This is a genomic window from Pseudomonas gingeri, from assembly GCF_013385425.1.
Taxonomy (GTDB): domain Bacteria; phylum Pseudomonadota; class Gammaproteobacteria; order Pseudomonadales; family Pseudomonadaceae; genus Aquipseudomonas; species Aquipseudomonas gingeri_D.
In genome coordinates this window covers 13,195-34,289 of record NZ_JACAQA010000018.1, presented here as the reverse complement: position 1 = coordinate 34,289, position 21,095 = coordinate 13,195, and the positions used below count along the sequence as shown (strand labels likewise).

Here is a 21,095-nt window from a genome sequence, read left to right as displayed (position 1 = left end):
AAACTCCAACTTATCGATTATTTGGGGTAGAGCGGCGGCAGGCTGCTGTCGCTGGCCGGGTCCTGGACGCGCTCGGCGACCGGGATCGCGCGGATCGCCCGCCACAGTTCCTCACCTTGCCAGTACTGGCCGCTTTCGCTGTAGAGCGCGCCATTGAGGCCGTCCAGGGCATCAGACAGGGTGACAAAACGCGCGGCCATGTCGGCCAGGGTTTCCGGTTGCTGCCGGGCCCAGGCATCCAGGGCCTGGCGGGTGGCCTGGGGATCGTTGGCCAGGCAGGTCCGTTTGAGGTCGTCGAGCAGCGTCCGTGGGCTCGGGCCGGTCTGGGCGGCGCGGTGCACCGCCGGCTGCGAGCGGGCCCGCCACCACAGGCCGAAACCCAGCAGGGTGGTGCAGGCGAGGATCAGCGTGCTGAGCTTCCAGGCCCACAGCAGCGGCGGTTGCGGCGGCGTGTTGTTGGCGGCACTGCTCACCGGCGTGTCCACCGCCAGGCTCGGGTTGTTCGCCACTTGCAGGGTCCGCGCCGGCAGTGTGCTGCGCTCCATATGCTCTTCATGGGTATTCCACCAGGTCACTTCCACCGCCGGCAGGTCGAAGCTGCCGCTGTGGGTCGGCACCAGCGCCTCACGTTCCTCGCGGGTGCCGATCAGGCCGCGTTCGGTGTTCTGGTTGCTCAGTTGCGCCTGGTCCGGGTAGCGTCGCAAGCCATTGAGAGTGGTCGCCGGCAGCGGCGGCAGTTGCCCGCTGGAGAGCCCTTCGGCCTTGAGGGTCAGGCTGCGGGTCAGGGAGTCGCCGACCTGGCTGTGATCCGGTTCCGGGCTCCAGCTTTCACTGAGGCTCAGGCTGCGGGCCGGCAGCCACGGTACGTCGGCGGGCCAGGTATCGGGCTGGGGTTTGACCTGCAAGCGCATCTGCTCGGAGCTGACGCGCATCAATTTGCCGGGTTTGGCGCCCTGGGGCACCTGGCCCTGGTTTTGATTCGGCTGGGCGTCCACCAGGGTGGCGGTAAACACCTGCGCGGGGATCGTCAGTTCACCGCTGTGCTGCGGGTAGATCGCATAACGCCACTCGATCACGCCATGGCGCACGCCATTGATCAGCTTTTCGTAAGTGCGCGACTCGCCCAACTGCTCGATACGGGCATCGGGGATCTGCAAGGGGGTGAGGCTGCTGTCGTCATACAGCGACACCGAGTGATAGATGCGCAGGGTCAGCACGGCCTGGGCCTGGACGTAGACGCTGTCCTGGTCGAGGCTGGCGTCGATGAACACCGGCGCCAGGTTGCTGGCCGCGGCCTGGTCCTCGCCTTGCAGCACCTGCAGGGTGATCGGCTCGCTGCTGAGTTCGCCCAGGTGCAATTCCGGGATCGTCACGTTGCCGTTTGCCTTTGGCGTCAGGGTGACGATCCAGCGCGTGGTGGCCTGGCTTTCGCCGCCCAGGGTGGTCAACTGGTTGACCTGGCGGGTGCCGCGCACTTCGAACTGCGGGTCCAGCGGGGCCAGGTCGGGTTTGCCGAACTGGGTGACATCCTTGGATTCGAGGGTCAGTTCCACCGACTCGCCGGAGTTCAGGCGCGTGCGGTCGACGCTGGCCAGCAAGCCCTCGGCATGGGCCGACAGGTTGGCGCAGAGCAGCAGCGTAAGGAACAGGGAGAAGCGCAGGGTCATCGGGTCTTGTCCTGATGGAGCTGTTGTTCGTACCAGAATTTGCGCCGCAGCAGTTCTCCCGGGTCATCGGGGATCTGTCGCAGCCATTGTTCCAACGCCTGGTGGCGTTCACCGTCGATGATATCGGCGGCGGCCCGCAAGGGCGGATGGGTGGTCTGTTCGTCGCCCAGCTCGCTGCCGGGTACCTCGTTGCCGCCGGGCTGATTGCCCGCTTGGCCGGCCTGGCCGGCCTGGGCGTCCGGCGGCTGGTTGCCGGTCGCCGGGTTCTGTTCCTGGGGCGCGGACTGCGCCGTGGCAGTACTGGACGAATTCGTCCCGGCCGGGGCCGATTGCGCGGCGTTTTGTTCGTTGCCGGTTGTGGCGGCGTCGGCGGGCTTGCTTGGCTCAGCCGGTGGCTTGACCTGTTTTTCCCTGAGCAACTCTTCCACCAGTGTCCGGTTCTGCAAGGCAGGTCGCAAGTCCGGCTGACGTTCCAGGGCCTGTTCGTAGGCGTCCAGCGCTGCTTCCAGCTCGCCGCTGCGGGCCAGGGCGTTGCCCCGATTGTAGTGGGCGTTGGCATCGTCGCCTTCGGCAAACTTCTTCGCGGCGGCGGCGTAGTCGCCGGCTTCATAGAGGGCCAGGCCTTGCCATTGCGGGTCCTCGAAATGTTGTGCCGCTTCGAGCGGGCGTTTTTGCTCAAGCAACTGCTGGCCTTGTTGGTCTGGCCGCAACCATAGATCCCTCAGCTCAAAGGCCTGGCTCGGCTGTGGGAACAGGAAGAACAGTGGCAGGCAGAACAACCAGCCACGCCGTCCGGCACAGGCGGCCAGCAGCAGGAGCGGCAACAGCAACCAGTAGCCCTGGTCGGCCCAGCTGTCGAGCTGTACGGTCTGGCCGTCCTTGCGCAGGTGGCGCGGGCCGTCCAGCAGGCCAAGGCCGCGCAGGTCGCTGTCGTCCAGGCGGGCCTGGCGGTAGCGGCCGCCGATTTCGCCGGCGAAGTCCTTCAGGCTCTGGCTGTCGAGATGCGGCACCAGGATCGTGCCCTGGTCGTCCTTGAGGAAAGCGCCGTTCTCCTGGGCCACCGGCGCACCATCGCGGGTGCCGATCCCGAGGATCAGCAGGCTGTGGGGCTTGCCGTCCAGGGCCTGGCGGATGCCTTGGCGTTCCTGCTCGCTGAGGGACGAGCCGATCAGCAGCAGCCGGCCTTCGCCCAGGGCGCCACGTTCGAGCAGGGTCAGGGCCTTTTTCACTGCAAGGTCGGCGCGATGGCCTTCCTCGGGCATGATCGAGGGTTTGATCGCGTCCAGCAGATTGCGGCTGGTGCCCAGGTCATCGGACAGCGGCACCAGCGTATGGGCGCTGCCGGCGTAGACGATGATCGCCGTCTGCGAGTCGCTGCGAGCGCGCAACAGGTCGAACAGTTTGCGCCGGGCCTGTTCCAGTCGATTTGGCGGGGTGTCGGTGGCGAGCATGTCCGGCGTCAGCTCGAGTAGCACCACCAGCGGGTCCAAGGGTTTCTGGGTGGACTCTTCGACCCGCTGCCAGCTCGGCCCGAGCAGGGCCAGGGCGGCGAGAGTCCAGCCCAGGCCGAGGGCGATCAGGTGCAGTTTGCTGCTGTTGCGGCTGCCACCATTGAGCAGGATCCGATGGAACGCCGTCGGCAGGATCATCTGCCAGCGGCCGGCGCGCTTCTGCCGGTGCCAGAGTTGCCACAGCAACCAACCCAGCAGCGGCAGGACCAACAGCGAGATAGGGCGGAACCAGTGTGGCCAGAGGGCTTCGATCATCGACGCCTCCGCAGACGCAGGCGTTCCAGGCGCTGGCGCCATTCCGGGCGCTGCGGCAGGAACTGCCGGCGTGCCAGCCAGCGTTGCAGCAGGTTGTCCGGCCAGCGTTCGCGGATCACCAGCAACACGCTGATCAGCAGGGCCAAGCCCAGTGGCCAGTGATACAGCGCTCGGGCGGGGCGGGCCTGGGTGGGTTGTTGGGCGACGGGTTCAAGCTGGTCGAGGGTTTCCTTGATGGCTTGCAGCTCCTGGCCATCGCGGGCACGGAAATAGCGACCGCCGGTGATGCTGGCGATCTCCTTCAGCGCCGGCTCGTCGAGGTCCATGCTCGGGTTCAGGCCGAGCATGCTCAGGGTCCCGGTTTGTTGCGGATCGGCACCCATGCCGATGGTGTAGATCTTCACGCTTTCTTCGGCGGCCAGGTGCGCGGCGGTGATCGGATCGATTTCGCCGGCGTTGTTGGCGCCGTCGGTGACCAGGATCAGCACCCGGCTTTGCGTAGGCCGCTGGCGCAGGCGCTTGATGGCCAGGCCAATGGCGTCGCCGATGGCGGTGTTCTTGCCGGCGATGCCGATCTTCGCTTCATCCAGCCAGATGCGCACGGTGCGTCGGTCGAAGGTCAGGGGGGCCTGCACATAGGCCTTGCTGCCGAACAGGATCAGGCCCACGCGATCGCCTTCGCGGTGCTCGAGAAAATCGCCGAGCAGGTGCTGGACCAGGCCCAGGCGGCTGATGTCCTCGTCCTGCCAACGCATGTCGGGGTATTCCATGGAGCCGGACAGGTCCACCGCCACCAGCAGGTCACGACCGCTGGCGGCCAGCGGCAAGGGGTCGCCCAGCCATTGTGGCCGCGCGGCGGCGCATAACAGCAGCAGCCAGAGCAGGATGAACGGCAGTTGCTGGCGCCAGCTCGGCAGGCTGACCCGGGCGCGGCGGCGGGCCAGGCTTTCCAGATCGGCGAGAAAGCTGATCTTCAGCGATGCTTCGCCGCTGTCGGCCACCGGCAGCAGGATGCGCATCAGCCAGGGCAGCGGCAGCAAGGCAAAGAGCCAGGGCCAGGCGAACTCAAACATGTTTGCGGATCCAGGTGTCGATCGCCTGGCTCAACCCGGCGATGGCCTTGTCGTCGAGCTTGCATTCGGGTTTGTAGGCGCCTTCCACCAGCACCATCCAGCGGGTCAGGCCGGCGGCTGGACAGCGGTTGTCGAGGAACGCCAGCCATTTACGGCCATTGAGGGTGTGGCTCTGGCTGTAGGGGTAATGGTTGCGGCACAGGCGCTTGAGCAGGCCGTTGAGTTGTTGCAGCCAGGCCCCGGCCGGTGCGCCGTCATAGGGCTTGGGCAACTGCGCGAGTTCCGCCAGGGCGGCCAGGCGCACCGGGTCCAGGGGCTGTTCGGCGCGGGCGACGGGGCGCTTGGCCGGCAGGAAGCGACGCAGGTACCAGAGCCCGACGCCCAGCAGCGGAATCAGTGCCAGCAGCAGCCACCAGCCCGGTGCCGGTGGCCAGAAACCCTGGATCGGCGGGGTGATCAGCGGTTGCAGTTGCTCCAGGCTGCTCATGGTTGTTTCCCCGGTCGCTGGGGGTTCAGGTACTCGCGTAACTGCTCGACCATTTCGCTCTGGGTGCTCAAGGGCATCAACAGCACCCGCAGTTTCTGCGCCAGCAGTTCCCAGCGGGCAATCCGTGCTTCACCCTGGGCGCGGTAGGTCTGGCGCAGCTCCAGGTTGAGGGTGTCGAGTTCCAACTGCGCGCCGCGCTCGGCAAAACGCAACAGGCCGGCGGCGGGGAGGGCATGGTCGAGGGGATCGGAGACCGGCAGCATCAGCAGGTCGCAATGACGCGAGAGCAGGCTGAGTTGTTGTTCGGCGGCATCGCTCAGGGCTCGCTCGTCACAGATCACGATCACCAGGCTGCCGGGGCGCAGCACCTTGCGCGCGCGGATCAGCGCCAGGCCCAGGGCATTGGGATCGGCGGCGGTTTCGGTGTGCAGCGAGTGGTTGACCCGCACCAGGCGGTTGAGCAGTTGCAACAGGCTTTGCTTGCTGCGCCGCGGCTTGATCTCGTAGTGCTCGTTGTCGCCGTAGACCAGGCCGCCGACCCGGTCGTTGTGGCCCAGGGCGGCCCAGCCGATCAGGCTCGCGGCCTGGGCGGCGAGCACCGACTTGAAGGTCAGCCCCGAGCCGAAGAACAGCTGGCGGCTCTGTTCCACCAGAATGAAGATCGGCCGTTCGCGTTCTTCGTGAAACAGCTTGGTATGGGGTTCCTGGGTGCGGGCGGTGACGCGCCAGTCGATGGTGCGCACATCGTCGCCGGCCTGGTAGACCCGCACCTGGTCGAAATCGACCCCACGCCCGCGCAGTTTCGAGTGGTGCAGGCCGATCAGCGGGCTGCGCTGGCTCGGCGTCGAGAACAGCTGCACTTCGCGCACGCGATGGCGCATCTCGATCAGTTCGGCGAGGGTGGTGCGGATACCGGGTTCGGCGGGCAGGGGCGCGATCATGGTCCGGGTCAGGCGACGGCGACGACATCGAGGATGCGCTGCACCACCCGATCCTGGTCGATCCCGGCGGCTTCGGCCTCGAACGACAGGATGATACGGTGGCGCAGTACGTCGAACAGCACCGCCTGGATATCCTCGGGGCTGACGAAATCGCGACCGGCCAGCCAGGCATGGGCCCGCGCGCAACGGTCCAGGGCAATCGAGCCGCGAGGGCTGGCGCCGTAGGCGATCCATTCGGCCATCTCCGGGTCGAACTTGGCCGGTGTACGGGTCGCCATCACCAGTTGCACCAGATACTCCTCCACTGCATCGGCCATGTACAAGCCGAGGATTTCCTTGCGCGCGGCGAAGATCGCCTGCTGGCTGACCCGGCGCTCGGGCTTGGTTTCGCCGTTCAGGGCTTCGCCCCGGGCTTGTTGCAGGATGCGCCGTTCGACCGAGGCGTCGGGGAAACCGATCTTGACGTGCATCAGGAAACGGTCGAGCTGGGCTTCGGGCAGCGGGTAGGTGCCTTCCTGCTCGATGGGGTTCTGGGTCGCCATCACCAGGAACAATGGCGACAGGTCGTAGGTGCTGCGCCCGACGCTGACCTGGCGTTCGGCCATGGCTTCCAGCAGGGCCGACTGGACCTTGGCCGGCGCGCGGTTGATTTCATCCGCCAGCACCAGGTTGTGGAAGATCGGGCCTTGCTGGAACACGAAACTGCCGGTTTCCGGGCGATAGATCTCGGTGCCGGTGATGTCGGCCGGGAGCAGGTCGGGGGTGAACTGGATGCGATGGAACTGCGCTTCGATGCCTTCGGCCAACTCCTTGATGGCCTTGGTCTTGGCCAGGCCCGGGGCGCCTTCGACCAGTATGTGACCGTCGGCCAGCAGGGCGATCAACAGGCGCTCGACGAGTTTTTCCTGGCCGAGGATCTGGGCTGAGAGAAAGGTTCGCAGCGCAAGCAGCGCTTCACGATGTTCCATCGATGAGTGTTCCTGGAGAGGGTGGCCGACGGCATTCGAATGAATGTCACGGCTGGGGGCGTTACTTTAATGCATCGGGGGTGGTGGCGACTAACGGCTATGGGGATTTTTATGGATTTTGAGGAAAAGTCTTACCTGGTTGGGAGTCATCTCCTATAGGCAGCCCCGCCCGGGCGATTTCTCAGTGGGCGGGGGTGGGGGCGCTTGCGTAACGGGTTATTGGGCCAGTGCGCAGCCATAGTCCTGGATCTCGCCGGCGGAGCCGCGGCTGAAACCGACCAGACTCAAACGGTTCGCCAGCAGCAACAGGTCACCGCCGGGCGCTACCACCAGGGCCAGGCCATAGTGGGACAGGCTGTCACCCTGTTGTCGGGCATATTCACCCAGCACCTTGAACGGGTTTTCCTGTTTCAGGTCCTGGCCGTTCAGGCGTTTCGCCAGGTACTCATGGCCGTTCAGCCTGACCGCCAGGGGCTGCCACGCCTGGGTCACCCGCGGGGCCTGTTCGACCAGTTGCTGGTAGATCCCGGGGCGCAGGCAGGCCAGATGGATATGCAGTTGGCCCTGGGAGCGGCCATACGGCGAGTTGATGGCCAGCGAGAGAAACTCGTCCTTGATCGGTTTGCCGGCTTCGGCGGACAGGCGCCCACGTTGCTGCCAGGCACTGGCGAAAAAGGCGTAGGCATTGTCCTCGAGCAGCAGCGGACTCTCGATGCCGGTGACCCGCTCCGTGGGAATGGTCAGGTCATGCAGCGGGCCCTGGCGATCCTTGAGCAAGGCAACGTGTTGCTGCAGATCCACCCTCAGGCACGGCGCGGGGTTCTGGGCGTCCTGCTGATGGGGCACGCATTGCTGGCTGACGATCTGCCAAAGCGCGTTGCCCTTGCCGAGTCCCCAGAATAGCCAGGACCCCGCCGCCAGTACCACGACCACCACGGCCAGCCCCAAAATCTTCAGCCACTTGCTCATGCCACTTTCCTGATCAGAAGTAAAAACCGGGACACTCTAAACCAGCTCTTCGTGCTTTTTTGTGTCGATTCTGATCACGGATGTTTCAAGCCAATCGGCTGTCAGCCCAGTTCGCTGATATAGGTGCCGGTACCGGCGAGAATATTTTTCAGGGTCTGCTCGACTTCGGCCAGGTCGGCCGCGGCGGTCTGGTGCTGGATCTCGAGGTGATCGTCGCCGTTGAGCGCATCGGCATCGGCGGCGGCGATTTCGATCAGCAGGCGCGTGGCGCTGAGGGTCACCTTGATGCCGTCCAGGGTGGAGGGTTCGCCATCGAGGGTGATCTCCAGCTCATCCTCGTCGGGATAGCGGGTCATCAGGAACATTTCGCCCTTGTCGCTATGGCAGCAGAGCATGGCCATGTTGTCTTCTTCATCGTCGCAGGGGTTGGCGATAAGGTGGGCGGTGCTGAGCTGCATGGGGGAATGTCCTGTCTGGGCGGGGGGAGCGCTATTTTGCCTGTATTCGGGATATTTTTCAGGGCTGAGTGACTGGAAAGCTTAATGGTTATAAGACGCATCCGGATATGGTTTGATTATTTCTATCATCAAGGGGCACTCGTACAGACCTGTCATTTCTGACAGTAGACGTTGCCGCCGGAAGTCTTGATAATCACCGTCAAGCCGAGTTCCAGCATTTGTCGTCCGGTTGAAGATTTTTCGTAAGAATCTTTTGACGGAGGGCTGGGCCTTGAAAGTCTCAATCTTGATGTGTACCTATAATGGCCAGCGGTTTCTGGCCGAACAGATCAACTCCTTTGAGCGTCAAAGCCATTTCAACTGGAGCCTGGCAATATCCGACGACGGCTCCACGGATAACACTCTGGAAGTCGTCCGCCGTTGTGCCAGTGATTGGCCGCGAGATCGCCTGAAAATATTTTCCGGGCCGAAGAAGGGCTTTGCGGCCAACTTTCTCTCATTGACCTGTCGTGCTGAAGTTCAGGCGGATTTTTACGCCTGGTCCGATCAGGACGATATCTGGAACGAGGACAAACTCGAAACGGCGCTGATGTGGCTGCAAAGTGTGCCTGAGCAGGTCCCGGCACTTTATTGTGGTCGCACCCAATTGATCAGTGAGTTGGGCATCGCCGCCGGCCAGTCGCCGAAGTTTTCCCAGCCGCCGAAGTTTGCCAATGCCCTGGTACAGTGCATCGGCGGTGGTAATACCATGGTATTCAATCATGCCGCCCGGGAGCTTCTACGCGAAGCGGGCCCGTATATCGCCATTGTTTCCCATGACTGGTGGGCTTATCAACTGGTGTCCGGTGCCAAGGGCGGCGTGGTCTTTTACGATCCCCATGCCAAGACCCTCTATCGTCAGCACAAGAGCAATCTGGTGGGCAGTAATGCGGGTTGGTACGCGCGTCTTTATCGACTGTGGATGGTGTTCCATGGGCGCTTTCATGAATGGAGCAGGAAAAATATCCGAGCGCTGGAAGTGATGAGCCATCGCCTGGATAAGCAGAGTGTTGAAATCCTTTCAAACTTCAAAGCGGCTCGCGATCAGCCACTGTTCCCTCGGCTCGCCGGTATTCGTCGTTCCGGTGTCTATCGACAGACACTCGGCGGCAATCTGGGACTGCTGTTTGCTGCCTTGATCAGAAAAATCTGAACATCTTTTGTGATGGGCTGTTTATTTCGCTTGGCCGAGAGGTCGTCGTTTTTTGATTTTCAGAGGCATTGACCGCATGGATGAATTCACCAGCAGGTCGAAGGAGATGTCGAGGGGCGTGTGGCGTCACCGAGGCCTCGTGTTGATGTTGGCGCGACGTGACATTATCGGACGCTATCGAGGTTCGTTGCTGGGTGTACTCAGGTCGCTGGTTTATCCCTTGTTCATGCTGGCTATCTACTCTTTTGTCTTTGGCGGAATATTCAAGTTCCGTTGGGAAGCGGGCAATAGTTCATTGTTGGAATTTTCCCTGATTCTTTTTATCGGCATGATGGTTTTCAATCTGTTCTCCGAGTCTATCCGGCGGTCGCCGGGCGTGGTGCTGGCCCATGGAAGCTACGTCAAGAAAATCGTATTTCCCCTTGAGGTACTGCCGGTTGTGTTGCTGGTGGTTGCTCTGTTTCAGTTTCTGGTCAATTTATGTGTCTGGCTGCTGTTCTATGCACTGTTTTTCCAACGCCCGCCTCTGACGGCACTGTTGCTCCCCCTGGTGATACTGCCTTTGCTGTTGTTCACCCTGGGGGTGTCCTGGGTCCTGGCGTCACTGGGGACTTACCTGCGCGATACCGGTCGTCGGGTGGGGGTATTAATCACTGCGCTGTTGTTTCTGTCACCGATCTTTTATCCCCTCACGGCATTGCCCGAGCAATTTCAGCGGCTCATGCATCTGAATCCATTGGCTCAGGTGATTGAAAATGCCCGGTGGGTATTGATTTGGGGGCGGCTGCCTGATCTTGGATCCTGGTGCTTGTCGCTGCTGGTCAGTGGCGTGGTTGCCTGGCTCGGGCTGGCTTTTTTCCAGAAAGCCCGTGGAGGATTTGCCGATGTCCTCTGATATTGCCATCTACGCCGAGGGGCTCAGCAAGTGCTATCCGATCTACTACAAAGCCAGTGATCGGCTCTTTCAAGTGCTGTCGCCGGGGCGAAAGTGTCGTTATCGGGAGCTTTGGGCGTTGAAGGATGTCTCGTTCGAGGTGAGAAGGGGCGAAGCTATTGGGATCGTCGGCCAAAAGGGTTCTGGCAAATCGACCCTGTTGCAGCTGATTTATGGAACCTTGAGGCCCACCTCCGGAACTCTCCAAGTTCAAGGACGTGTTGCGGCGTTGCTGGAGTTGGGGGCGGGTTTCAATTTCGAGCTTACCGGGCGTGAAAATGTCTATATGGCGGCTTCGCTGTATGGATTGAGCCTCGAGGACATCAATCTGCGTTTTTCCGCGATTGCGGCCTTTGCGGATATCGGCGGGTTCATGGAGCAACCGCTCATGACCTACTCGAACGGGATGTGCTTGCGCTTGGCTTTTGCGGTAATTGTCCACGTAGACGCCGATATCCTGGTGATCGACGAAGCCCTTTCCATGGACGATGCGTGTTTTTTCCAGAAGTGCGTGCGGTTTCTCCGAACGTTCAAGGAAGAGCACTCGCTCATTGTTGTCAGTCATGACACGGCCGCCATTGTTCATCTGTGTGATCGGGTGCTCTGGCTGGCCCATGGGGAAGAAAAGCTGACGGGTCCAGCCCAGTGGGTCTGTGAGGCATATCTGGACGATTTGTTTCGTTCGATGAATGACAAACTCACGGTCCCGGTGGCTGTTCATGTCAACGGGCATAACGGGCATAAAAGCATGATCGGGCGCGGTGGCCATGGTGGTTCGGAGTGGCGTGATCAGCGCGTCGACACGATTCATTCCAATGAGCTGGAAGTTTTTCGGTTCGACCCGCAGGCACCTGGTGTAGACGCATTTGGTGGGGGAGACGCGCGCATTGTCGACGTCAGGCTCAACGACGCGTCGGGTGCCGGATTGGCATGGGTGCTGAGTGGCGAGTGTGTCACGCTCAACATCGAGGCGCAGACCTTTGTTCCGCTGGAAAGTCCCATTATCGAGTTTCTTCTCAAGGATCGCTTGGGGCAGACGCTGTTCGGTGACAACACCTATATCAGTCAGATCGGCAAGGATCGTAGTGTCCCGGCGGGCTCGCTGTTATCGGCGCGGTTCGAGTTCTTCATGCCTTGTCTGGCCAAGGGCGAGTATGTGATTCAGGTCGTGATCGCCGACGGTGAGCAACATGACCATAAACCACTGCACTGGTGCCACGAAGCCCTGTTGATCAGGTCGCATCGTGATCCTGTGTCGACTGGAATCACCGGCAGTCCGTTTATCACTATAAGTCTCAACGTGACGGGGCAATGAGGAATCTTATGCATTCGACCAAGAAAGAGTGTGACCAATGAGGGAGGGAATTAGAGATCTGTTTGAATCTATTGCCAGACGAGATATCTGGTTGAGTTTTGCCCTGAGTGACACCCGTGCACGTTATGCACGCAGCACTCTGGGGCCTTGGTGGATCACATTGGGCACTGCGCTGGGGGTCATTGGTTTGGGCTTGGTGTGGAGTGCGGTCATGGGCGTTGATCTTCATACGATGCTGCCCAATCTTGCCGTAGGTTTGATTTTGTGGTTCATGATTTCGGGTGTGATTTCGGAGTCATCGAATTGTTTTATCAATCAGTCAGCGATCATCAGGAATTACTCACTGCCGTTGTCATTGCACACGTTGCGTTTACTGTCTAAGCATTTGATTAATTTCGCTCACAATGTGTCAATTGTATTGGTTGTTTTTTTTCTATATGGCTTTCCAGCGCTGGTCAATTTTGCCTGGGCGTTACTCGGTTTCCTGCTGGTGATACTGAATTTGTGGTGGATCTCCCTGTTGGTTGCCACGTTGGGCGCCAGGTTTAGAGACTTGGGGCCTTCGATCGATGCATTGATGCCGGTTTTATTTTTTCTGACGCCGATTCTGTATAAAAAATCCGATGTTGCTGCCTCCATCAGTTGGTTTGCCTATAACCCAATTGCTACGCTGTTCTCCTTGGTAAAAAATCCATTACTTTCATTGCCTGTTGTCCCCTTTGATTACATGAGCATGGCTATTTTTAGCCTGGTCGGTTGGGTCTTGGCGATCGCGGTTTTTGGTCGACATAAAAAACATATTGTTTTCTGGATTTGACATGGCATTGATAGAGTTGAAAGACCTTTCGTTGACCTTTCCGGTGATCACTGAAGCCGGCGCGTCACTGAGGAAACAGTTGGTGAAAATGAGTACCGGTGGTGTGATCTCCAGTGATCACTCGCACACCGTACATATTCAGGCGCTGAAAAACATCAACCTGACCCTTAACGATGGCGATCGAGTGGGGCTGATTGGTCATAACGGTTCCGGTAAAAGCACGCTGCTGAGAACCCTGGCAGGGATCTATATGCCTTCCAGTGGCACTCGATATTTGCAGGGTAGCGTCCAGGCACTGTTTGAACTTGGGGTGGGTACTGATCATGAGTTGTCGGGGAGAGCGAATATTGATCGTTTGGCCCGCTTGTACGGTTTTCCGTTAAAAAAAGTACAAGAGGATATTGTTGAAATTGAAGAGTTCTCCGGGTTGGGCGGTTATCTCGATCTTCCGATACGGTCTTATTCTTCGGGTATGCAGTTGCGGTTGATATTTGCGATATCGACACTTTATCCCAGCGATATTCTCCTGATTGATGAAGTGTTTGGTGTGGGTGATGAGGCGTTCCAGGAAAAAGCCAAGCAGCGAATGGAAAGTATTATGCAAAGCTCAAAAATTGTGGTGATGGCTTCCCATTCCAAGGAGCTGATTAATAAATTTTGTAATAAAACCATCAGGCTTGAATCCGGCAGCATTGTTGAAATTGATTCGATTAAGGAGGGTTTATGAGTAAAGCCGCATTTTTCAGGATCGCCAAAGCTACCGCTTTTGAGCTGTTAAGTCCCTATGCTTGCCGGCTCGCCTTGGCGACATTGCGCGAGCGTAAGTCTCCGGGAAATTTACCGTCGAGAGTGAAACTCGCCTACTACTCGCTCAAGGTCGCGAATGTCTTTCTTCCCTTGGCGTCGCTCATGCGCGAGCAGGAGAAGTCGGAAATTGAGCGTCCGCAGGTGTACGACGAGCATTTACTTAATCTGATGGTTAACAGAGCTTATGATCTGCCTGAAGTACGGGTCAGCGATCAGGAACCGGTACGTATCAATGTGTTGGTGCCGGCCTTCACCATCAGCACCATTTCAGCGGGTTTTTTTGGTGTTTTTAATGTGGCGCTTTTTATTGCGCAGCAAGGCTATCGTGTACGATTGGTGTTGTTTGATAATTTTTACTATGTCGAAGACGAATTTCGTCGTGCGCTAAATAAATTCCCTTCGATGGAACGTTTATTCGAACTGCTTGAAATTGAATATATTGGGTCGCGGATTGAACCGCTGCGGGTGTCGCCCAGAGATAATTGTGTTGCTACTGTTTGGTACAGTGCCTATTTTGCAAACAAAATCGCACAGTTGACTGGGGGGCGTCCTTTCTTGTATCTGATTCAGGATTTTGAAGCGGCTTTTTATCCGTTTAATAGTCAGTACTGTATTTCCAGGAACTCCTATGATTTTCATTATCATACCTTGTCGTCGTCGAGCGCATTATTGAAATACCTTGAGGTTAATGCCATCATTCCTCAGGGGCCGCTCGTCAAGTCAATGAGTTTTGATAATGCTTACTCATCTTCAATCTATCCGGAAAATGAATTTCATCTGGAAAAGCAGAAGAGTACCAAGCGTTTTGTGTTTTATAGCCGCCCGGCGGTGAACCGGAATATGTTTGAAATGGCGGCGCTGGCCTTGATTGATGCGTTCAAGAAAGGTGCGTTCGATGAGGGCGAGTGGGAGTTTTATGGGATGGGCATAGGGAATACAACGGTCCGGTTGGCGGAAGGTGTAGAAGTGACCCAGTTGCCTAGATTGCCTTTGGACGAATACGAGGCGATTACCAAGACCTTTGATCTGTGCCTGACGTTGATGTCCTCGCCGCATCCCAGTTTGATTCCCATGGATCTTGCGGCCTCAGGCGCCATTGTGGTCACCAATACCTTTGAAACCAAGACGCCGGATTACCTGACGGGCATTTCAAAAAATATCATTCCGGCCCATCCCGATTTGTACCAACTATCCTCGGCGATTATTGAGGGCGCCAGACGAACCCAGGATACTCAGGCTCGGTATGAAAATGCGATGGTCAATTGGCCTAAATCTTGGGCGGAGACTTGGACGGATCAGCATCGGAAGTTTATTCTGGAGGTTTTCAGTGATGCGCAATAGAAAAGATCTTGAGACGCGTCTCCAGGCGATCGGTACGGAGTGTGGCTGCGATAAGGTCGTCCCCCATCACTATCATCCATTTTATGCCACTCACTTTCTAGACTATGTCGATCGTCCATTCAAGTTGCTGGAGATTGGTGTCGGTGGCGAGGGGCGGGAGCTGGGCGGTGCTTCCTTACGGCTCTGGGCCGAGGTTTTTCCATTGGCGGAAATCTATGGTCTGGATATTTACGACAAAAGTGTTTTGGACAGTGACAGGGTCAAGACGTTTATCGTCGATCAGGGGGACGCGGCGGCCTTGAATGATTTTGTGGAAAAACACGGCCCGTTTGACGTTGTCATTGACGATGGAAGCCACAAGCGTTCTGATCAGTTGACCAGTTTATTTACCCTTGTTTCAAGCGTCGTTCCGGGTGGGTATTACGTCCTTGAGGACTATTTTACATCGTATTGGCCGGTCTATGACGGATCGACCTTGGCCAAGGATTTCCTGGATACCCCTGTGCGTTGGTTGAAACAGTCCATTGATATTATCAATAGGAGCAATCTGCTTTCTGAAGAGGTGAAAGCCTTGATTCCCGATTGGGGAATTGAAGAGCTGCATGTGTACCCAGGTGTCGCTTTTTTGAGGAAGGGCATGCAGGCCATCCGTAGCGAAATACCCGGCGGTGACTTTTTGGAGAATCAGGTTGAACTGGATGAGTTGAGGTACGGCAAATACAAGGCTCAATTTGTCGATCACGCCCGCGATCCTATGACCCATCTGGCGCTGCTGAATAAACTCAAGCAGGTGCTGGAGGATGAAATAGCCAGCATCAAGGGCCCTGGAAGCTCGTAAAACCGAGGCCGCCGATGAGGTCTGCCACCCCGGCGGCCCGGCTGAGAACGCCCCGCATCACCCCCGCACTACCTGCCAATGTCCGAATATGTCGCAGCGTCGCAAGCAGCGGCGTTCGCGCACTCGTTAAGCTGCGCAACGGAGCGTCGTCCACGAAAATACAGCCTGTGCACCCGGCCGTTGCCATCGTGTGCGACTATCTTGAACGTGAATGTGACCCCTGGGTCGCGGCCAGCTTCATCAACCTGTCACTCTGTACTGCCCAGCTTTACCCTGCAGAGTGATGCAGGTCCCCTTTTCCGGGGAAGAAAACGCGACGCTTCTCTCTATATAACAAGCCCAAGCGGAGTACCACAGATGGCGTTCTTCACCGCAGCCAGCAAAGCCGACTTCCAGCACCAACTGCAGGCGGCACTGGCGCAGCACATCAACGAACAGGCACTGCCACAAGTGGCGCTGTTCGCTGAGCAGTTCTTCGGCATCATTTCCCTGGACGAGCTGACCCAGCGCCGGCTCTCCGATCTCGCCGGCTGCACCCTTTCGGCCTGGCGTCTGCTGGAGCGTTTCGACCACACCCAGGCACAGGTTCGCGCCTACAACCCGGATTACGAACGCCATGGCTGGCAGTCGACCCACACCGCCGTCGAGGTCCTGCACCCCGACCTGCCGTTCCTGGTCGACTCGGTCCGCACCGAACTGAACCGCCGCGGTTACAGCATCCACACCCTGCAAACCACCGTGCTGAGCGTGCGTCGCGGCAGCAAGGGCGAGTTGCTTGAAGTCCTGCCCAAGGGCACCCAGGGCGAGGGGATCGACAAAGAATCCCTGATGTACCTGGAAATCGATCGCTGCGCCAACGCCGCCGAGCTGAGCGTGCTGTCCAAGGAGCTGGAACAGGTCCTGACGGAAGTGCGTATCGCCGTCGCCGACTTCGAGCCGATGAAGACCAAGGTCCAGGAGCTGCTGGCCGGTATCGACGCCAGCCAGTTCGCCATCGACCCGGAAGAAAAAACCGAGATCAAGACCTTCCTGCAGTGGCTGGTGGACAACCACTTCACCTTCCTCGGCTACGAAGAGTTCGTGGTCCGTGACGAGCAGGACGGCGGTCATATCGAATATGACGCCCAGTCCTTCCTCGGTCTGACCAAATTGCTCCGCGCCGGCCTGACCCCCGACGACACCCGCATCGAAGACTACGCCGTCAACTACCTGCGCGAACCGACGCCGCTGTCGTTCGCCAAGGCCGCGCACCCGAGCCGTGTGCACCGCAACGCCTACCCGGACTATGTCTCGATCCGTGAGATCGACGCCGACGGCAAGGTCATCAAGGAATGCCGCTTCATGGGCCTCTACACCTCTTCGGTGTACGGCGAAAGCGTGCGGGTGATTCCTTACATCAGCCGCAAGGTCGCCGAAGTCGAGCGCCGTTCGGGCTTCCAGGCCAAGGCCCACCTGGGCAAGGAACTGGCCCAGGTCCTCGAAGTGCTGCCCCGCGACGATCTGTTCCAGACCCCGGTGGACGAGCTGTTCAACACCGTGATGTCGATCGTGCAGATCCAGGAACGCAACAAGATCCGCGTGTTCCTGCGCAAAGACCCGTACGGTCGTTTCTGCTACTGCCTGGCCTACGTGCCGCGTGACGTCTACTCCACCGAAGTGCGGCAGAAGATCCAGCAAGTGCTGATGGATCGCCTGAAAGCCACCGACTGCGAGTTCTGGACCTTCTTCTCCGAGTCCGTGCTGGCCCGTGTACAACTGATCCTGCGGGTCGATCCGAAGAACCGTCTCGATATCGACCCGCTGCAACTGGAAAACGAAGTGATCCAGGCCTGCCGCAGCTGGCAGGACGACTACAAGAGCCTGGTGGTCGAAGGTTTCGGCGAGGCCCAGGGCACCAATGTGCTGGCGGACTTCCCGAAAGGCTTCCCGGCCGGCTACCGCGAGCGCTTCGCCGCGCACTCGGCCGTGGTCGACATGCAGCACCTGCTGAGCCTGAGCGACAGCAATCCGCTGGTGATGAGCTTCTACCAGCCGCTGGGCCAGGTGTCCGGCCAGCGCGAGCTGCACTGCAAGCTGTATCACGCCGATACGCCGCTGGCCCTGTCCGATGTCCTGCCGATCCTGGAAAACCTCGGCCTGCGCGTGCTCGGTGAGTTCCCGTACCGCCTGCGTCACAACAACGGTCGCGAGTTCTGGATCCATGACTTCGCCTTCACCGCCGCCGAAGGCCTGGACCTGGATATCCAGCAGCTCAACGACACCCTGCAGGACGCCTTCGTCCACATCGTCCGTGGCGATGCCGAGAACGACGCGTTCAACCGCCTGGTGCTGACCGCCGGCCTGCCATGGCGCGACGTGGCGCTGCTGCGGGCCTATGCCCGTTACCTGAAGCAGATCCGCCTGGGCTTCGACCTGGGTTACATCGCCAGCACCCTGAACAACCACACCGACATCGCCCGCGAGTTGACCCGGTTGTTCAAGACCCGTTTCTACCTGGCCCGCAAGCTCAGCGTCGAAGACCTCGACGACAAGCAACTGCGCCTGGAACAAGCGATCCTGACCGCCCTGGACGACGTCCAGGTGCTGAACGAAGACCGCATCCTGCGTCGCTACCTTGACCTGATCAAGGCGACCCTGCGGACCAACTTCTACCAGACCGACGCCAACGGCCAGAACAAGTCGTACTTCAGCTTCAAGTTCAACCCGCACGCGATTCCCGAGTTGCCCAAGCCGGTACCGAAGTTCGAAATCTTCGTCTACTCGCCACGGGTCGAGGGTGTGCACCTGCGTTTCGGCAACGTCGCCCGCGGCGGCCTGCGCTGGTCGGACCGCGAAGAAGACTACCGCACCGAAGTCCTGGGCCTGGTAAAAGCCCAGCAAGTGAAGAACTCGGTGATCGTGCCGGTGGGTGCGAAGGGCGGCTTCCTGCCGCGTCGCCTGCCACTGGGCGGCGGTCGTGACGAGATCGCGGCCGAGGGCATCGCCTGCTACCGCATCTTCATCTCGGGCCTGTTGGACATCACCGACAACCTGAAGGACGGCGCCCTGGTGCCACCGGCCAACGTCGTGCGTCATGACGACGATGACCCCTACCTGGTGGTGGCGGCGGACAAAGGCACCGCGACCTTCTCCGACATCGCCAACGGCATTGCCATCGACTACGGCTTCTGGCTCGGCGACGCCTTCGCCTCCGGCGGCTCGGCCGGTTACGACCACAAGAAGATGGGCATCACCGCCAAGGGCGCGTGGGTCGGCGTACAGCGCCACTTCCGTGAGCGCGGCATCAATGTCCAGGAAGACAGCATCACCGTGGTGGGCGTCGGCGACATGGCCGGCGACGTGTTCGGCAACGGCCTGTTGATGTCCGACAAGCTCAAGTTGGTCGCGGCCTTCAACCACCTGCATATCTTCATCGACCCGAATCCGGAGCCGGCCAGCAGCTTCGCCGAGCGCCAGCGCCTGTTCGACCTGCCGCGTTCGGCCTGGTCGGACTACGACGCCAGCCTGATGTCCGAAGGCGGCGGGATCTTCTCGCGCAGCGCGAAGAGCATCGCGATTTCCCCGCAGATGAAAGAGCGCTTCGACATCCACGCCGACAAGCTGACCCCGACCGAACTGCTCAATGCCTTGCTCAAGGCGCCGGTGGACCTGTTGTGGAACGGCGGTATCGGCACCTACGTCAAGGCCAGCACCGAAAGCCACGCCGATGTCGGTGACAAGGCCAACGATGCACTGCGCGTGAACGGCAACGAACTGCGCTGCAAAGTCGTGGGTGAGGGCGGTAACCTCGGTATGACCCAGCTCGGTCGCGTCGAGTTCGGCCTCAATGGCGGCGGCTCCAACACCGACTTCATCGACAACGCCGGTGGCGTGGACTGCTCCGACCACGAAGTGAATATCAAGATCCTGCTCAACGAAGTCGTGCAGGCCGGCGATATGACCGAGAAGCAGCGTAACCAGCTGCTGGGCAGCATGACCGACGAAGTCGGCGGCCTGGTCCTGGGCAATAACTACAAGCAGACCCAGGCCCTGTCCCTGGCGGCCCGTCGCGCAGTCGAGCGGATCGCCGAGTACAAGCGCCTGATGAGCGATCTGGAAGCCCGTGGCAAGCTGGACCGTGCCATCGAGTTCCTGCCGTCGGAAGAGCAACTGGTCGAGCGCGTCGCGGCAGGCCAGGGCCTGACCCGTGCCGAGCTGTCGGTGCTGATCTCCTACAGCAAGATCGACCTCAAGGCGGCGTTGCTCGAGTCCAAGGTTCCGGACGACGAGTACCTGACCCGCGACATGGAAACCGCGTTCCCACCGATGCTGGTGAGCAAGTTCGCCGACGCCATGCGCCGTCACCGCCTCAAGCGCGAGATCGTCAGCACCCAGATCGCCAACGACCTGGTCAACCACATGGGCATCACCTTCGTGCAGCGCCTGAAGGAGTCCACCGGCATGAGCCCGGCGAACGTGGCCGGTGCTTATGTGATCGTGCGTGACATCTTCCACCTCCCGCACTGGTTCCGTCAGATCGAGGCCCTGGATTACAAGGTGTCGGCCGAGACCCAGCTGGAGCTGATGGATGAGCTGATGCGCCTGGGCCGTCGTGCCACGCGCTGGTTCCTGCGCAGCCGTCGCAACGAGCAGGATGCTGCCCGTGATGTCGCGCACTTCGGTCCGCACCTGGCGGCCCTGGGCCTGAAGCTCGATGAACTGTTGGAAGGCCCGACCCGGGAAGTCTGGCAGGCCCGTTACCAGGCTTATGTCCAGGCCGGTGTGCCGGAGTTGCTGGCACGCATGGTGGCCGGTACCACGCACCTGTACACCCTGTTGCCGATCATCGAGGCCGCCGACGTTTCCGGCCACGATGCCGCCGAAGTGGCCAAGGCCTACTTCGCGGTGGGCAGTGAGCTGGACCTGACCTGGTACTCCCAGCAGATCAGCGACCTGCGCGTGAGCAACAACTGGCAGGCCCAGGCCCGTGAAACCTTCCGCGACGATGTGGACTGGCAGCAACGTGCGATTACCATCTCGGTGCTGAAACTGGCCGACGCGCCGCAAGACATGGAAGCCCGCGTGGCCCTGTGGCTTGAGCGCAACGCGAGCATGGCCGAGCGCTGGCGTTCGATGCTGGTGGAAATCCGTGCCGCCAGCGGCACGGACTACGCCATGTACGCGGTGGCCAACCGTGAGCTGATGGACCTGGCGTTGAGCGGTCAACCGGTGCTTTGATAGCCTGAAGCAAGTGGTAACCAAAAGCCCCGGCTCGTGAGAGTCGGGGCTTTTTTTGTTAGAACGATATAAGAATGTTCTCAGTTTTATAAAGGGCTTTGTGATCAACCGAAAGCCGTTCACGGGTTGAGCTGTTGGAGGGCGTTAATATCTATGTCATGGGTGGGTAATGTAGATGGGACGGTAGAGGAAGTGATTGGTTATTTGAACTTTTTATCGTGCGGATGAAGATTAGTATAAAAAGATTGAAGTTATTTAAGGTTTTTGGAGATGGCTGTTTCCACGCTTGAAACATCGGATGTTGC

At 59.6% G+C, this 21,095-nt stretch carries 16 protein-coding genes; 8 read left to right on the top strand and 8 right to left on the bottom strand.

Annotation, left to right across the window (positions count from 1 at the left end; translation table 11 throughout):
* Positions 1-17 precede the first annotated feature (17 nt).
* From HX830_RS20420 to HX830_RS20385, 8 genes are all read right to left on the bottom strand, one after another.
* A complete protein-coding gene (locus HX830_RS20420) occupies positions 18-1,667 on the bottom strand; it encodes a BatD family protein (protein WP_177102216.1) in 1,650 nt (549 codons plus the stop codon).
* Positions 1,664-3,433: a tetratricopeptide repeat protein gene (locus tag HX830_RS20415; RefSeq protein ID WP_218171348.1), complete on the bottom strand. Its 1,770-nt coding sequence runs from the start codon at positions 3,431-3,433 to the stop codon at positions 1,664-1,666. The genes HX830_RS20420 and HX830_RS20415 overlap by 4 nt, the downstream gene beginning before the upstream one ends.
* Positions 3,430-4,506: a vWA domain-containing protein gene (locus HX830_RS20410; protein WP_177102214.1), complete on the bottom strand. Its 1,077-nt coding sequence runs from the start codon at positions 4,504-4,506 to the stop codon at positions 3,430-3,432. The genes HX830_RS20415 and HX830_RS20410 overlap by 4 nt, the downstream gene beginning before the upstream one ends.
* A complete protein-coding gene (locus HX830_RS20405; protein ID WP_100942933.1) occupies positions 4,499-4,993 on the bottom strand; it encodes a DUF4381 domain-containing protein in 495 nt (164 codons plus the stop codon). Before HX830_RS20405 ends, HX830_RS20410 begins: the two co-directional genes overlap by 8 nt.
* On the bottom strand, positions 4,990-5,934 hold the full coding sequence (locus tag HX830_RS20400; RefSeq protein WP_103495777.1) for a DUF58 domain-containing protein: 945 nt from the start codon (positions 5,932-5,934) through the stop codon (positions 4,990-4,992). The genes HX830_RS20405 and HX830_RS20400 overlap by 4 nt, the downstream gene beginning before the upstream one ends.
* Before the next feature lie 8 nt (positions 5,935-5,942).
* Positions 5,943-6,902 (bottom strand): AAA family ATPase, encoded by a 960-nt coding sequence (locus tag HX830_RS20395; RefSeq protein WP_103495776.1) that lies wholly within the window; start codon positions 6,900-6,902, stop codon positions 5,943-5,945.
* Between the two features lie 216 nt (positions 6,903-7,118).
* Positions 7,119-7,871, bottom strand: a complete 753-nt coding sequence (locus tag HX830_RS20390) for a CDP-diacylglycerol diphosphatase (RefSeq protein WP_177102212.1) — start codon at positions 7,869-7,871, stop codon at positions 7,119-7,121.
* A gap of 101 nt (positions 7,872-7,972) precedes the next feature.
* On the bottom strand, positions 7,973-8,329 hold the full coding sequence (locus tag HX830_RS20385) for a hypothetical protein (RefSeq protein ID WP_177102210.1): 357 nt from the start codon (positions 8,327-8,329) through the stop codon (positions 7,973-7,975).
* A 229-nt stretch (positions 8,330-8,558) separates the two neighbouring features.
* Between HX830_RS20385 and HX830_RS20380 the strand changes: the two genes are divergently transcribed.
* From HX830_RS20380 to HX830_RS20345, 8 genes are all read left to right on the top strand, one after another.
* On the top strand, positions 8,559-9,521 hold the full coding sequence (locus HX830_RS20380) for a glycosyltransferase family 2 protein (RefSeq protein ID WP_305729211.1): 963 nt from the start codon (positions 8,559-8,561) through the stop codon (positions 9,519-9,521).
* Positions 9,522-9,597: 76 nt separating this feature from the next.
* Positions 9,598-10,416 (top strand): ABC transporter permease, encoded by an 819-nt coding sequence (locus HX830_RS20375; protein ID WP_256350577.1) that lies wholly within the window; start codon positions 9,598-9,600, stop codon positions 10,414-10,416.
* Complete coding sequence (locus tag HX830_RS20370) at positions 10,406-11,770, top strand: ABC transporter ATP-binding protein (RefSeq protein WP_177102208.1); 1,365 nt, start codon at positions 10,406-10,408, stop codon at positions 11,768-11,770. Before HX830_RS20375 ends, HX830_RS20370 begins: the two co-directional genes overlap by 11 nt.
* 37 nt (positions 11,771-11,807) lie before the next feature.
* Entirely contained in the window at positions 11,808-12,587 is a 780-nt protein-coding gene (locus tag HX830_RS20365) for an ABC transporter permease (protein WP_177102206.1), read from the top strand.
* A gap of 1 nt (position 12,588) precedes the next feature.
* Positions 12,589-13,314: an ABC transporter ATP-binding protein gene (locus tag HX830_RS20360; RefSeq protein WP_177102204.1), complete on the top strand. Its 726-nt coding sequence runs from the start codon at positions 12,589-12,591 to the stop codon at positions 13,312-13,314.
* On the top strand, positions 13,311-14,735 hold the full coding sequence (locus HX830_RS20355) for a rhamnosyltransferase WsaF family glycosyltransferase (protein ID WP_177102202.1): 1,425 nt from the start codon (positions 13,311-13,313) through the stop codon (positions 14,733-14,735). Before HX830_RS20360 ends, HX830_RS20355 begins: the two co-directional genes overlap by 4 nt.
* Positions 14,725-15,573, top strand: coding sequence for a hypothetical protein (locus tag HX830_RS20350; RefSeq protein ID WP_177102578.1), 849 nt, complete (start codon positions 14,725-14,727; stop codon positions 15,571-15,573). Before HX830_RS20355 ends, HX830_RS20350 begins: the two co-directional genes overlap by 11 nt.
* Positions 15,574-15,930: 357 nt before the next feature.
* Entirely contained in the window at positions 15,931-20,790 is a 4,860-nt protein-coding gene (locus HX830_RS20345; protein ID WP_103495773.1) for an NAD-glutamate dehydrogenase, read from the top strand.
* Positions 20,791-21,095 lie beyond the last annotated feature (305 nt).